General features: G+C 72.2%; 13 protein-coding genes. 7 read left to right on the forward strand and 6 right to left on the reverse strand.

All coding sequences use genetic code 11. The features are described 5' to 3' along the window. Positions 1 to 32: 32 nt before the first annotated feature. The 3 genes from AB0C03_RS28830 to nudC are packed head-to-tail and all read left to right on the forward strand — an operon-like array spanning position 33 to position 3636. Positions 33 to 1343 carry a M16 family metallopeptidase gene (locus tag AB0C03_RS28830; protein ID WP_357640116.1) on the forward strand — a complete coding sequence of 437 codons (1311 nt, stop codon included), beginning with the start codon at positions 33 to 35 and terminating at the stop codon, positions 1341 to 1343. After that, the gene (locus tag AB0C03_RS28835; RefSeq protein ID WP_030337571.1) at positions 1340 to 2680 is read left to right on the forward strand and encodes a M16 family metallopeptidase; all 1341 of its coding nucleotides are present in this window, start codon (positions 1340 to 1342) and stop codon (positions 2678 to 2680) included. Before AB0C03_RS28830 ends, AB0C03_RS28835 begins: the two co-directional genes overlap by 4 nt. Then, complete coding sequence (nudC, locus tag AB0C03_RS28840) at positions 2677 to 3636, forward strand: NAD(+) diphosphatase (RefSeq protein WP_210857825.1); 960 nt, start codon at positions 2677 to 2679, stop codon at positions 3634 to 3636. Before AB0C03_RS28835 ends, nudC begins: the two co-directional genes overlap by 4 nt. Positions 3637 to 3762: 126 nt before the next feature. Here the strand turns inward: nudC and AB0C03_RS28845 are convergent, their stop codons facing one another. The 3 genes from AB0C03_RS28845 to AB0C03_RS28855 all read right to left on the reverse strand — a co-directional run bounded on the left by AB0C03_RS28845 (position 3763) and on the right by AB0C03_RS28855 (position 5558). Then, positions 3763 to 4038: a hypothetical protein gene (locus AB0C03_RS28845; protein ID WP_030337574.1), complete on the reverse strand. Its 276-nt coding sequence runs from the start codon at positions 4036 to 4038 to the stop codon at positions 3763 to 3765. A gap of 227 nt (positions 4039 to 4265) precedes the next feature. After that, positions 4266 to 4505: a DUF397 domain-containing protein gene (locus AB0C03_RS28850; RefSeq protein WP_030337575.1), complete on the reverse strand. Its 240-nt coding sequence runs from the start codon at positions 4503 to 4505 to the stop codon at positions 4266 to 4268. Between the two features lie 72 nt (positions 4506 to 4577). Beyond that, positions 4578 to 5558 (reverse strand): helix-turn-helix domain-containing protein, encoded by a 981-nt coding sequence (locus AB0C03_RS28855; RefSeq protein WP_357640121.1) that lies wholly within the window; start codon positions 5556 to 5558, stop codon positions 4578 to 4580. Between the two features lie 213 nt (positions 5559 to 5771). Here AB0C03_RS28855 and AB0C03_RS28860 point away from each other — a divergent pair, with 213 nt between their 5' ends. Then, positions 5772 to 7124 carry an MFS transporter gene (locus AB0C03_RS28860; protein ID WP_051708858.1) on the forward strand — a complete coding sequence of 451 codons (1353 nt, stop codon included), beginning with the start codon at positions 5772 to 5774 and terminating at the stop codon, positions 7122 to 7124. Positions 7125 to 7133: 9 nt separating this feature from the next. On the opposite strand, the gene AB0C03_RS28865 is transcribed toward AB0C03_RS28860, so the two are convergent. Next, a complete protein-coding gene (locus AB0C03_RS28865) occupies positions 7134 to 7376 on the reverse strand; it encodes a mycoredoxin (RefSeq protein ID WP_030337579.1) in 243 nt (80 codons plus the stop codon). A gap of 92 nt (positions 7377 to 7468) precedes the next feature. On the opposite strand from AB0C03_RS28865, the gene AB0C03_RS28870 reads away from it, so the two are divergent. The 3 genes from AB0C03_RS28870 to AB0C03_RS28880 all read left to right on the forward strand — a co-directional run bounded on the left by AB0C03_RS28870 (position 7469) and on the right by AB0C03_RS28880 (position 10497). Beyond that, positions 7469 to 9631, forward strand: a complete 2163-nt coding sequence (locus tag AB0C03_RS28870) for an ATP-dependent DNA helicase UvrD2 (RefSeq protein WP_357640125.1) — start codon at positions 7469 to 7471, stop codon at positions 9629 to 9631. Positions 9632 to 9752: 121 nt separating this feature from the next. Next, a complete protein-coding gene (locus tag AB0C03_RS28875; RefSeq protein ID WP_357640127.1) occupies positions 9753 to 10001 on the forward strand; it encodes a hypothetical protein in 249 nt (82 codons plus the stop codon). Between the two features lie 130 nt (positions 10002 to 10131). Beyond that, complete coding sequence (locus AB0C03_RS28880) at positions 10132 to 10497, forward strand: WhiB family transcriptional regulator (RefSeq protein ID WP_030337583.1); 366 nt, start codon at positions 10132 to 10134, stop codon at positions 10495 to 10497. Between the two features lie 332 nt (positions 10498 to 10829). Here AB0C03_RS28880 and AB0C03_RS28885 read toward each other — a convergent pair whose 3' ends face one another. Continuing rightward, complete coding sequence (locus AB0C03_RS28885; protein ID WP_357640131.1) at positions 10830 to 12176, reverse strand: ABC1 kinase family protein; 1347 nt, start codon at positions 12174 to 12176, stop codon at positions 10830 to 10832. Then, positions 12173 to 13285, reverse strand: a complete 1113-nt coding sequence (locus AB0C03_RS28890) for a TOMM precursor leader peptide-binding protein (RefSeq protein WP_357640134.1) — start codon at positions 13283 to 13285, stop codon at positions 12173 to 12175. Before AB0C03_RS28890 ends, AB0C03_RS28885 begins: the two co-directional genes overlap by 4 nt. Positions 13286 to 13558: the final 273 nt, after the last annotated feature.

Consider the following 13558-nt stretch of genomic DNA (forward strand, 5'->3'; position numbering starts at 1 on the left):
GGCGACCGTGTCGACGCGCTAGGGTCGACTCCGTGGCGGCGCGGAGATCCAGAATTCCAGCGACGAAGTATCCGGTCGAGCGGTTCACCCTCGACAACGGCCTGCGGGTGGTGCTCACCCCCGATCGCAGTGCCCCGGTGATCGGGGTGGCGGTGGTCTACGACGTCGGCATCCGCTCGGAGCCCGAGGGGCGCACCGGCTTCGCCCACCTCTTCGAGCACCTGATGTTCCAGGGTTCGGAAAACCTGGAGAAGCTGGCTCACTTCCGGCACGTGCAGGGCGCGGGTGGCACCTTCAACGGCTCCACCCACCTGGACTACACCGACTACTTCGAGACGCTGCCGAGCAACGCGCTGGAACGCGCACTGTTCCTGGAGGCGGACCGGATGCGCGGCCCCCGGCTGACCGAGGAGAACCTGCGCAACCAGGTCGACGTGGTCAAGGAGGAGATCCGGGTCAACGTCCTCAACCGGCCGTACGGCGGTTTCCCCTGGCTGACCCTGCCGCCGGTCATGTTCGACACCTTCCCCAACGCCCACGACGGCTACGGCTCCTTCGACGACCTGGAGTCGGCGACCGTCGCTGACGCAGCGGACTTCTTCCGCCGCTACTACGCCAGCGGCAACGCCGTGCTCGCCGTCAGCGGTGACATCGACGTGGCCGAGGCGACCGAGCTGGTCAGCCGGCACTTCGGCGACGTGCCGGCCCGGCCGGCACCGCAACGGCCCGACTTCACCGAACCCGACCTGAGCGCCGAGCGGCGCACCTCGTACACCGACGCCCTGGCGCCGCTGCCGGCGGTGGCCGGCGCGTGGCGGGTGCCCGACCCGGTCACCGACTTCGCCGGCTACCTGCCGTACGTGGTGCTGGCCGAGGTGCTCACCGACGGCGACGCGTCGCGGCTGGTCGAGCGGCTGGTGCAGCGCGACCGCGCAGTGACCAGCCTCGGCGGATACCTCGGTTTCATGGGCGACCCGTTCGACGTCCGCGACCCCACCGCGCTGCTGTTGCAGGCGCACCTGCCGCCCGGGGGTGACGTGGACAAGGTGCTGCGCACCATCGACGAGGAGCTGGACCGGCTGGCCACCGACGGGCTGACCGACGGTGAGCTGGCCCGCACCCAGGCCCGGATGGCGACCCACCTGCTGCGGGACACCGACGCGGTGCTCGGTCGGGCGCTGCGGATGGCAGTGCTGGAGCAGCAACGCGGCGAGCCGGGCCTGCTCAACGAGTTGCCCCGGCTGGTCGGCGAGGTCACCGAGGAGCAGGTCCGGGCCGCCGCGGCCACAGTGCGCCCGGAGCGTCGCGCCGCCATCGAAGTCATCCCCGGAGGTGCCCGATGACCGGGACTGTGGCCGCCGCGCCGCGCACGCTTCCCCCGCTCGGTCCGACCCGCAAGCTCAAGGTGCCCAAGCAGGCCGAGCGGACGCTGCCCAACGGGCTCACCGTGATCGCGGTACGCCGGCCCGCCGTGCCCCTGGTCGAACTGCGGCTCTGGGTGCCGTTCGGACGGGTGCACCTGGCCCGCGGCGCGATGCTCTCGCAGACCATGCTCTCCGGCACCGGGTCGATGACCAGCGTGCAGATCGCCGCCGAGTTGCAGAAGGTGGGCGGCGGGCTCTCCGCGGGCGTCGACCCGGACCGGCTGATGCTCTCCGGCGCCGGCCTGGTCACCGGTCTGGACCGGATGCTGGAGCTGCTGGCCGAGGTGCTGATGGGCGCCAGCTACCCCAGCGACGAGGTGGCCACCGAACGGGACCGACTGGTCGACCGGATCCAGGTGGCGCAGAGTCAACCGGCGCACCTGGCCCGGGAGGCGCTGCTCAAGCGGATCTACGGCCGGCACCCGTACGCGACGCAGACGCCCGAGCCCGACCAGATCCGGGCCGTCCGACCGGCGGCCCTGCGCACCCTGCACTCGGAGCGGGTGCACCCGACCGGCGCGCAGTTGGTGCTGGTCGGTGACGTGCAGCCAGAGAAGGCGCTGGACGCCGCCGAGCGGGCACTCGGCGGCTGGTCGGGTGCCGGGCGTACGGCCGACCTGCCGGCGACCCCGCCGCTGGAGCCGGGGCCGCTGCTGCTTGTCGACCGGCCGGGCTCGGTGCAGTCGTCGCTGCGGATCGCGCTTCCGGCGGTGTCGCGCACCGACCCGGACCACGCCCCGCTGCAACTGGCCAACCTGATCTTCGGCGGCTACTTCTCCTCCCGGTGGGTGGAGAACATCCGCGAGGACAAGGGCTACACGTACGGCCCGCACTCGGGTATCGAGCACTCCGTCGCCGGGTCGGTGCTGGTCGCCGCCGCCGACGTGGCCACCGAGGTCACCGGTCCGGCGCTGCTGGAGACGACGTACGAGCTGGGCCGGTTGGCGTCGCTGCCACCGAAGCCCGAGGAGTTGGAGCAGGCCCGGCAGTACGCTCTGGGCACCCTTCAGCTCGGCATGTCCACCCAGGCCGGGCTGGCCGCGTTGACCAGCGCGTACGCGGGCAACGGGCTACGCCTGGACTTCCTCGCCGAGTACGCGGCGCGGTTGGCGAAGGCGAGCATCGAGGACGTGGCGCAGGCGGCGGCCCGCTACCTGGCACCGGCTCGGGCGGCGATCGTGGTGCTCGGCGACGCGGAGCGGATCACCCCGGGGCTGGCCGCGCTGACCGCTGTCCACACCGAGCGACAGGCGTGAGCGGGGAGGCGGCGCCGCCGTTGGCGCGGTCCACGCTGGATCGGGCGGCGCACCGGCGGGGCGACTCGCAGTGGTTGACCGAGGCGTGGTTGCGCGCCCGGGTGCTGCTGATCGACTCGACCGACGACGGTCGGACGCTGGCCCGCACCGAGACGTCGCCGCCGACGTTGGTGCTGTTCGGGGCGGGTGACGTGCCCGCCGGCTCCGAGTCGGCGGCGATGTTCCTGGGGGTCGAGCCGGACGGGGTGCCGGTCTTCGCCGTCGACGCGCCGCTGCCGGCGATCCCGGGGACCCGGGCGGTCCACCTCCGCGAGGTGGGTCACCTGCTCGCCGACCGGGAGGCCGGCATCTTCACCACCGCGCTGGCACTCGTCAACTGGCACACCCGGCACGGTTACTCGACCAGCACCGGTGCGCCGACCGCGATGGACGAGGCCGGTTGGTCCCGGGTGGACCGCAACGGCGGGCGGATCTGGCCGCGTACCGACCCGGCGATGATCGTGCTCGTCCATGACGGCGTGGACGGCCCGGACGGTCGCTGCCTGCTCGGCAACAACGCCGGCTGGCAGGGCACCCCGGGTGGTCGCCGCTACTCCTGCCTGGCGGGCTACGTGGAACCGGGGGAGTCGGCGGAGGCGGCCGTGCTGCGCGAGGTCCGCGAGGAGGTGGGCATCGGGGTCGAGCGCATCGGGTACGTGGGCAGCCAGGCCTGGCCGTTCCCCGGCTCGCTGATGCTGGGCTTCCTTGCCACCGCGAACCCGGCCGAGCCGGTGCGGGTCGACCCGTCCGAGATCGCGTACGCCCGGTGGTTCTCCCGCCAGGAGATCGGGGCGGCACTGGCCGGGCAGACGGTCGACGTGGGCGACGGGGCCCGACTGGTCCTGCCGCCGCCGTCGTCGATCGCGCTCTTCCTCATTCACCGGTGGCTGGACGGCTGGGTGGACGCCGACCGCTGAGCGCGGTCCCGGCCCGTGGCCGCCGTTGCCGCGACGGTCACGGGCCGGGAACACGGGCCGTCGTGGTCGGTGGGTGCGAGTAACGCGGCGGGGGAGCCGGTCCGACCACGACGGACGACCTGTGAATCAGGTGCCGAGGCGGCCCGGTCTCTGTCGGAAGGCGGGCCGTGGCTCGATCAGCGGGAGGACCTTGACCCGCTGCTTGCCGGCGCGGACCGCGCCGACCGTGGCGAGGGCGCGGGCCAGCAGGAGCGCGGCGTCCCGGTCCTCGGCGTGCACGATCTGCCGTCGCGGCTCGGGCGCGGTCGTCTCGTCGCGAAGTCGATGGCCGTCCGCCCAGGCGGCGGCGATGTCCCCGTCGGCGACGGCGCGGATGTCGGTGCGAACGATCAGGAACCGCATGTGGGTCTCCGGATGAACCGCGACGGATGAGCAGTGTGGAAGTTCCACGTATCCGAGGGCCATGTTACGCCCCGTGTTCGTCTCAGCAACTGAAACGCGCCTATCGGTTTCGAGCCTCGTCCGATCAGTCGATGGCTGCTCAGCAGGGTTGGCGGGTCACCGGGCGACGGGTGTGACGAGACGGGGCCGCCGGCGCTACGCCGACGGCCCCGTACCCGATGACCGGGTCAGTTCAGATCGAACTGGCCCTTCTTGGCGCCGGTGATGAAACCGAGCCACCCTGCGCGGTTGAACAGCAGCACCGGGCCGCCCCGGTCCTTGCTGTCGCGTAGGGCGACCGCCGACGGGCCGGTGGCGAGCGGGGCGACCTCCACGCAGTTGGAGGTCTGGCTGCGGGTGCTGGTACGCCACGGGGCGTCCGCCAACGAGTGGGCGGAGACGGACGGCGTGTTGCGGATGTCGTTCATGGTTCTGCTCCTGATGTGCAGCGATCCGATGGGACGAGTGGTGCCGCACGCCCGACGGAGGTCCCCCGTGGATCACCGGTCCGTCAGTCGCCCCGAACCCTGGCGGCGTTGGGTCGGCGCCGTTGCCGGCCCGAACGCCACTGTGGATGGGGGCGTCGCCTCGGCCAGCCGTCCCGCCGCCTCGATCAGCCAGGAGAGGGTGTCCGAGGCGTTAAGTGCCGCCGTGCATAGCCACTCGAACACCACTTTATAGCGATTTAGCGTGATTGCCTCGGTCGACATGACGTCGGTGAAGCCACCTTCGATGGCCAATGTCTCCGGATCGAGGGGATCGGCGAACCGATAGACCGAGAACGCGGTCGGCGGAAGGAACCAACTGCCGATCTGGGTGTCCCGGAGCAGCACGTGCAGGGTCACGTTCGGCAGCAGGGCCAGCTCGCAGAGTTGGAGCAGCTGCTCGTGCAGCACCTCCGGCGGCCCGGCCCGGCGGCCGAGAGCGGCCTCCTCCAGCACGGCGGTGTAGCGGGGAGCGTGCGGCTCCCGGGTGAGCAGCGACTGGCGGGCCAATCGCGCCTGCACCTCGGTCTCCGGCTCGTCGCCGGGCTCCGGCTCGCCCGCGCCCGCGCTCACCTGGCGGGCCGACACGATCCGCAGCTGGGCGTACCCGGGGGTCTGCAACAGGCCCGGCACCAGCACCGGGTTGTACTCGGAGATTTCCGCGCAGCCCGCCTCCAACTCGGCCCAGCCGCGCTGCTGCTGCGTCATCACCGGGAAGTTCTTCAACCAGCCGCGCATGTCGCCGGCCTCGTTGGTGATGCCCAGCAGCTCGTCGTGCAGCGCCTGGTCGGCGCCGTAGAGGTCGAGCAGGTCGCCGACGTCCTGCGGGTCCGGTCGGCTGCGGCCATTCTCCAGGCGGGACAGTTTGGACGCGGAGGCCCAACCGATACGCTCGATGACCTGATCGCCGGTGAGGCCCGCGGCCTCACGCAGGCGGCGCAGCTCGATGCCCAACCGGCGACGACGCAGGATCGGGCTGGGTGCGGCAGGAGGCACAGTGTCCTCTTTCCCGTCGACCGCCGCAGACGCGACGGTAACTGTATGAAATTCGCCCCCCACGGTCAGTATGGACGGCGCGACCGGTGTCGGAGGTTCCGGCGAGGGCGTGTCTTGCGAAAATCGGACCACGGGAATGCCGGACGACGACGGACCCGCGGTCGCGGCCGTCGACCTCGCCCACCTGGGCACGCCATCCCGCCGGAGGGACCCATGCGCACGATCCTGCGCCGACCCGACTTCCGTCTGCTCTTCGGCGGCCTGCTGGCCAGCATGACCGCCGAGTCGATCCTGCTGCTGGCGCTCGCCATCTGGGTCAAGGATCTGACTGGCTCGAACGGGTTGGCCGGTGCCACGATCTTCGCGGTCATCGCGCCGATGACGCTGGCACCGCTGGTCGGCTGGGTCGTGGACCGCTACCCGCGCCGACCGTTCTTCGTCGCCGCGAACGTGGCGACCGCCGCCCTGCTCACCCCGCTGTTCACCGTCCACGACGCGGGCGACGTCTGGGTCGTCTACCTGGTGGCCGCCCTCTACGGACTCTCGTCCATCACGCTCGGTGCGGCGCTCAGCGGGCTCATCCGCGAGTTGGTGCCGGTCGAGCTGCTGGCCGAGGCGAACGGCGTGCTGCAGACCGTACGCCAGGGGATACGACTGGTCGGCCCGCTGGTGGGCGCGGCTCTCTACGCGGCGCTCGGCGGCTGGGCGCTGGCCGGAATCGGCATGGTCGGATTTCTGACCGCGGCTGCGGTGGTGACCGCGCTGCCCGCCCCGCAACAGGTGCCGCCGACCGTACGGCTGCGGTGGCCGGCCGAGCTGGGCGCCGGCCTGCGGCACCTGGCCGGCGAGCCGGCCCTGCGGCGGGCCCTGCTCGGCTACGGGCTCGGCTCACTGGTGATGGGCTTCAGCGAGTCGCTCATCTTCGCCTACGTGGACCAGGGGCTGAACCGGGATGCCGCGTTCGTGGGTGTGCTGGTCACCGTGCAGGGCGTTGGTGGTCTGCTCGGCGGACTCTGCTCACCGACGCTGGTCCGCCGGCTCGGCGAGGTCGGCACGCTGGCCGCCGGGGTCGCCTTCTTCTCGCCGGCCGCGCTCGCGCTCGCGTACCCCGATCTGCGGCTCGGGTTCGCGGCGGTGCTGCTGGCCGGGGTCTCGCTCCCGCTGACGATGGTGGGTTTGCACACGCTGATCCAGCGCCGCACCCCGCCCGCGCTGGTCGGCCGGGTCGCCGCGGCCACCCAGGCGGTGGTCAGCGGGCCGCAGGCGTTCTCCATCGGGGCGGGTGCCCTGCTGGTCGGGTTACTGGACTACCGGCTGCTGTTCGCGCTGGTCGGAGTGGCCACCCTGGCCGCCGGTAGCTACCTGTGGCGGGGCCGCCACCTGAGCGCGCCGCCCGGGGCACCCGCACCGACGCCACCCACCCGCCCGACGCTCCCGGCACCCCGCCGACCGGTTGAGGACACCGACCGACCCGGGCTTCCAACGCCCGCCGACCGTCGCCACCGTGACTCGTGCCCGGACACGACGAACGGCCGCCCCGATGGGGCGGCCGTGCGCCGAGGATGAACCGGCAGATCAGGCGTTGAGGGTTTCCAGGTGCTGCTTGACCTGGGTGATCGAGGGATTCGTCAGCGCGCTGCCGTCGGCGAAGCGCAGCGTCGGCACCGTCTGGTTACCGCCGTTGACACTCATCACGAACTCCGCGGCCTTCGGGTCCTGCTCGATGTCGACCACCTCGTAACCGATGCCCTCCCGGTCGAGCTGCGACTTCAGCCGGTGGCAGTAGCCGCACCAGGGGGTGGAATACATCGTCAACATGGTCGGATCCTCCAACTCCTCCGGCCGCGGCTTGCCGATCAAGCCGAGGCTGTTCGCTGCAACGCTGGGAGGAGCTGAGATGATTCCTGGTTGTGGCGGTTCACTCAGCGTCGGAACAGGTGCTCGCCGGGCTGGACCCGGAGCAACGCGCCGCGGTGACCGCACCCGCCGGCCCGGTCTGCATCCTGGCCGGCGCCGGCACCGGCAAGACCCGCGCGATCACCTCCCGAATCGCCCACCGGGCGCTCTCCGGGGAGATCTCCCCCCGACACGTGCTCGCTGTCACCTTCACCGCCCGCGCCGCCGCCGAGATGCGGAGTCGTCTCACGGTGCTCGGGGTGGGTGGCGTCCAGGCGCGGACGTTCCACGCCGCCGCGCTGCGTCAGGTGCGGTACTTCGCGCCCCGGCTGCTGGCCGGGCGTGCCATGCCCGAACTGCTGGACAGCAAGGTACGACTGGTCACCCTCGCTGCCGCCCGGGTCGGCCTGCGTACCGACCGGGCCGCCGCCCGCGACCTGGCCGGCGAGATCGAGTGGGCGAAGTCGTCGCTCGTCGAACCGACGGACTACGTGGTGGCCGCGGCCCGGGCGCTGCGCGACACACCCCACGAGCCGGCGAAGGTGGCCGACGTGTTCACCGCGTACGAGCAGCTCAAGCGCTCGAACGGTGTGATCGACTTCGAGGACATGCTGCGGGCCGCGGTGTGGGGGATCGAGGAGCACCCGGACGTCGGTGAGCAGGTCCGTGGCCAGTACCGGCACTTCGTCGTCGACGAGTACCAGGACGTCAACCCCCTCCAACAGCGGTTGCTGGACGCCTGGCTCGGCGGCCGGGACGACCTGACAGTGGTCGGGGACGCCAGCCAGACGATCTACTCGTTCACCGGGGCGACGTCGGCGTACCTGGTCGACTTCCCGCGCCGACACCGCAACGCCACGGTGGTCCGGCTGGTCCGTGACTACCGCTCCACCCCGCAGGTGGTCGGGCTGGCCAACGCGGTGATCTCCCAGGCCCGGGGCACCGAGGCGCGCCTGCGCCTGGAACTGAGCGGCCAGCGCCCCCCGGGCCCCGAACCGGATCTGCGGATCTTCACCGACGAGCCGGCGGAGGCGAACGCGGTGGCCGCGCGTTGCCGGTCCCTGATCGACGCGGGCACCCCGGCGAAGGAGATCGCCGTGCTGTTCCGGGTCAACGCGCAGTCCGAGGCGTACGAGAAGGCGCTCACCGAGGCCGAGGTGCCGTACGTCGTGCAGGGCGCGGAGCGGTTCTTCGAACGAGCCGAGGTGCGCCAGGCGATGGTCGCGCTGCGTGCCGCCACCCGCTCGATCCCGGGAGAGACACCGTTGCCGGCCGCCGTCGTCGAGGCGCTCACCGCCGTCGGCTGGACCCCGGACACCCCACCGACCGGCGGTGCCGCCCGCGAGCGGTGGGAGGCGCTGTCCGCGCTGGTCCAGCTCGCCGAGGAGTACGCGGCGACCCCCGAGGTCGTGCCGATCGGCGAGGCCGCCTCGGTGGAACGCCCGGTCACCCTCACCGACTTCACCGAGGAACTGGCCCGCCGGGCCGCCCAGCAGCACGTACCGACCGTGAGCGGCGTGACGCTGGCGTCCCTGCACTCGGCGAAGGGCCTGGAGTGGGACGCGGTCTTCCTGGTCGGTCTCGCCGAGGGCACCCTGCCCACCACGTACGCGAAGACCGTCGAGCAGGTCGAGGAGGAGCGCCGGCTGCTCTACGTCGGGATCACCCGCGCACGCGAGTGGCTCTGGCTGTCGTACGCGGCCGCGCGGTCGCCGGGCGGACGGGCCCGGCGGCCGTCGCGGTTCCTGCCCCAACTGGACCGCTCCGGCGGCACCGAACGGGCGACGGGTACCACTGGGCCGGCCCGCCGTCCCGAGCGGCGCACCCAGATCGTCTCCTGCCGGATCTGCGGCGCCACCCTGCTCGCCGGCCCGGACCGAAAGCTCGGCCGCTGCCCCACCTGTCCGTCCGACATCGACGATGAGCTGCACGAACGGCTGCGCGAGTGGCGGCAGCGGGTGGCCGGTGCGCAGAAGGTCCCGGCGTACGTGGTCTTCACCGACGCGACGCTCGTCGCGTTGGCCGAGCGGCGACCGGCCCGGTCGGAGGAGCTGATCGCCATCGCCGGCATCGGCCCCCGCAAGCTGGGCCTCTACGGGGAGTCGGTGCTGGCCCTCGTGGCAGGTGCCGGGGTGGACGATGTCTGCCCGGAGAAAACTTTCGAAATCTCGTCGTAAATTCGTTTGCCCTCGCCCCGGCGCGAGGAATAGCCTCAGGACACACCACGCGAGCGGCGCCATTCCGGCTGCTCACGGGGGCGGTCCAGTCGATTCGAGGAACGTGAGGGAGGTGACCACCGTGAAGATCTTCACCTATGAGCGTCTGACGGTGATGCCGTCTGTCTGCGCTCCGCTGTCGGCTGTCCGGGTGGCCCTCACGGCTGCACGACCGTCGGTTCCGCAGGTGCACCAGGTTCAGGCCGAGCTGACCCTGACCGTCGCGCCCGTCGGAGTCGAGGGGACCAGTGGCTTCACGGGCAATGGCATCGATGACGTCAAGAAGCGCATGGATGTCCGCGGCGTTCCACCTCGAGGTAGACCGGTCTGACCATCAGACTCCGGCTCACCTCGAGGCCGCGGAACCCGCTTACCGGGATCCGCGGCCTCAGTTTTTTGCCCGCCGTAAGTACGTCGGAATGCGATCCACGAGATCGAAGTGAGAGAGAGGTGACCGGGAGATGAGTCTGGCGTTGGCCCCCCTCGACATGAGCGTCGAGATGGAGGCGAACCTGCCCTGCCGGAAGTTCGACCCCGACCTGTGGTTCTCCGACTCGCCCACGGAGCTCGAGCTGGCCAAGTCGCTCTGCGGGGACTGCCCGCTGCGCGTCGAGTGCCTGGCCGGAGCCGTTGAGCGAGCGGAGCCCTGGGGCGTCTGGGGCGGCGAGATCTTCGAGCGTGGCGCGGTTGTCCCGCGTAAGCGGCCCCGTGGTCGTCCGCGTAAGGAGGACGTCGCCCGTGACGCCGCGCTTCGGGTCGAGGCCGAGGCGCGCCTGGCGGCCAGTGGGCTGTCCGAGGTGCGTGGCGCGGTCCGGCTGGCAGCCTGACATGTTCCCGACCCGTTCCAACGACGCCGGTGTCGTACCGGCAGTGAGTGAGAAAACGATGTTGAACATTCCGAGTGGAGCCTTCGAGATGCAACTACTCAACGAAGCGTTGACCAGGGCTCGAATGCGCCGGCCTCAGGCCGGTCGTACCACCACGAGCACTGAGGCAGCCCGATCCGCCCGTACCGTCGCCATGACCGGCCGCAATCAGGCGGCTCGCGACCTGGGCGTTCTCTAGTACCACTCCACTCAGAAGGGCGGGTGCCGACCGGCACCCGCCCTTCCTCACGTTCTCAGCCCCTCACGTTCTCGGCGACCCGGCCGCGACCTGCTCAGGCGACCGGGGCGAAGCCGGGCAGCCAGCGCTCCAGGATGCTCCGGTAGGGGGCCTTCGCCTCCAACTGGCAGAGCACCCCGATCGACCCGAGCGTCACCCGGTGGATCAGCAGGTACGACGGTGGCAGGTTGAGCTGCCGGCTCAGCTGGTACGTGGGGGAGCGGGGGCTGGCCAGTCGACCCGCCTCGGCCCGCAGCCAGGCTCGGGTGAACCGGAAGCCGTCCGCCGCGATGGGCTCCAGCATGGGGCGGATGAAGTCGAGCACCCCCTCGGCGTCGATCTCGTCGGCCGAGCCGATGAACCCCTCCGACCGCAGCCCCGCCACGACCTCGTCGGCGTTGCCGCGCAGGGCCATCGCGGCGATCCGACCGATCGGCTCCGGAGTGCCCTCCGGCATCCGGGCCACCGCCCCGAAGTCGATCACGCCGAGCCGACCGTCGGGCAGCAGCCGGAAGTTCCCCGGGTGCGGGTCGGCGTGCAGCAGCCCGGCCCGCTGCGGCGCGGAGAGGTGCAGGGTGGCCATCAACCGGCCGGCCTCGTTCCGATCCTCCTCGGTGCCCTCGCGGATGATGTCGGCCAGCGGGGTGCCCGTCACCCACTCGGTGACCAGCACCCGGGGCGAGGCGTTGACCACCTCCGGGATGTAGATCTCCGGGTCGTCGGCGTACGCGGCCGCGAAGGCGCGCTGCGACTCGGCCTCCAGCTCGTAGTCCAACTCCTCGGTGATCCGTTCGCGCAGTTCGGCCAGGAGCGGCTTGACGTCCAGGCCGGGCTGGATGGCCCGGAACATCCCGCCCAGTCGGGAGAGCTGCTTGAGGTCGGCGAGCAGGGCGTCGCCGGCTCCCGGATATTGGATCTTGACCGCCACGTCGCGGCTGTTCGGTGCGCCCGCCGCGTCGAACCCCGGCTCGCGCCAGCGCGCCCGGTGCACCTGGCCGATGCTCGCGGCGGCGGCCGGGACGTCGTTGAACTCGACGAACAGGTCCCGCCAGTCGGGGCCGAGCTGCTCGGCCAGCACCTTGTGCACGCTGGCGGCCGGCAGCGGCGGCGCGGCCTCCTGCAACTTCGTCAACGCCTGCCGGTAGGGCGCGGCGATCTCCTCCGGCAGAGCCGCCTCGAAGACCGACAGCGCCTGGCCGAACTTCATCGCCCCGCCCTTGAGCTGACCCAGGACGCTGAACAGCTGCTCGGCGGTGCGCTGTTGGATCTCCGCCGAGATCACGTCGGAGGCGAGCCCGGTGACGCGCTTTCCCATCCCGAGAACGGTCCGGCCGGCGAAGCCGAGCGGCAGGGCGGCGAGCTTGGCGGTGCGGGACACGGCGCGGCGCGGGATGTCGGTCACCCGGTCATTGTTACCGACCGGAGGGCCCCCCTGCTGCTCTGCGGCCGGGCTGGTGCGGACACTCGACCCTGCGAGCACCCGCACGCCGGGTGTGGCGGCCAACCCCGACGACGGAAACGGCCGGCACCGGCGATCTCCATGGCACCACCAAGCGTCTCCGGTTGGCCCCCGTCCAGCTGCGTCAGCGCCTCGGCCAGCGCGTACCCGCAGGCCGCGAGCAGGGTGCCGGTCGTTCCGGCGGCCACCGGGTCGGCGACGGCGAGTTGAGCGGCGAGCCGTGGCCAGTCCGGGTCGCGGTCGGCCCGGTGCAGCTCGACGCAGTGCAGGCAGGGCCCGGCGGGCGGGCGGACCAACGGCCCGATCACCGGTACGCCTTCGCGGAGTGTGACGAGCAGGTGCGGCTGCCGGCGCTGGGCGAAACCGGCGGCGAGCAGCGCGGGAGGCCGGTCCATGCCGAGCTGGATCACCAGGTCGACCCGCCCGGCGCGGCTCGGGTGGGTGCCGGTGCCCGGCGCGACGCGATCGACCGCGGCCCGCACCGCCGATGCCAGCGGGCGACCCAGGTCGGCGGCGGGGATGCCCGTGCCGATCAGGTCGACGGCGCGTACCGGGCCGGTGAGCTGGGGAATCACCTGGCCCACGCCGGACTGGGCCAGCGCCACCGTCAGGGGCCCGCCGAGCGCCCCCGCACCGGTGAGCAGGACGCGGGCCGCCCGCCGCCGACGCAGGACCTGAGCCGGGGTGCCGGGCAGCCGGGTGGCGGTCAGGGCCAGCGCGCCGGCCTCCGCCGCGAGTCGGGCCCGGACCGGGCCGGTCAGGTCGCGGGGGACCAGGCTGTGCGCCGGCACCAACAGGCCGGCAGCTTGCAGCGCGTCGAGCAGGGTACGCGCGTCGTTGGCGCTGACCTGGGCGGTCGTCGCCTCGGCCAGCACGGTGCGCTCGCTGCGAGTGCCGTCGAGCAGGTCGAGCAGGTGGGCCGCGCGGGGGTTGGCCAACTCCAGCAGGACTGCCGGACCGGGGCCGACGCCGAGCTGGAGGGTGTGCCGGTCCCGCCAGAGCCGGTTGAGGCCGGGCAGCAGGGTGGGGCGGAGCAGTGCGGTGCGGCTCATGTCACGAATCGTGACCGCGTCTTCGCGCTCGGTCGATCGTTGTCCACAGGCGGTCAGGCCGCTGTCCAGCGCTATCCACAGGATCTGGCGGGTTTTCCACAGCCCGCGAGCCGTGTTGTCAGCCAACCGACAGGGCCGCCCCCGACGCCGGTGGCGTCGAGCGCCGATCGGCAACGGGGGTGGGGGGGGGGCGGGCCCCCCCCCCCCCCCCCCCCCCCCCCCCCGGCGCCCCCGCCCCCCGCCCCCCCCCCCCGCGCCGCCCGCGGGCCAACA

Origin of the sequence: Micromonospora parva, assembly GCF_040649675.1 — a bacterium.
GTDB lineage: Bacteria > Actinomycetota > Actinomycetes > Mycobacteriales > Micromonosporaceae > Micromonospora > Micromonospora parva.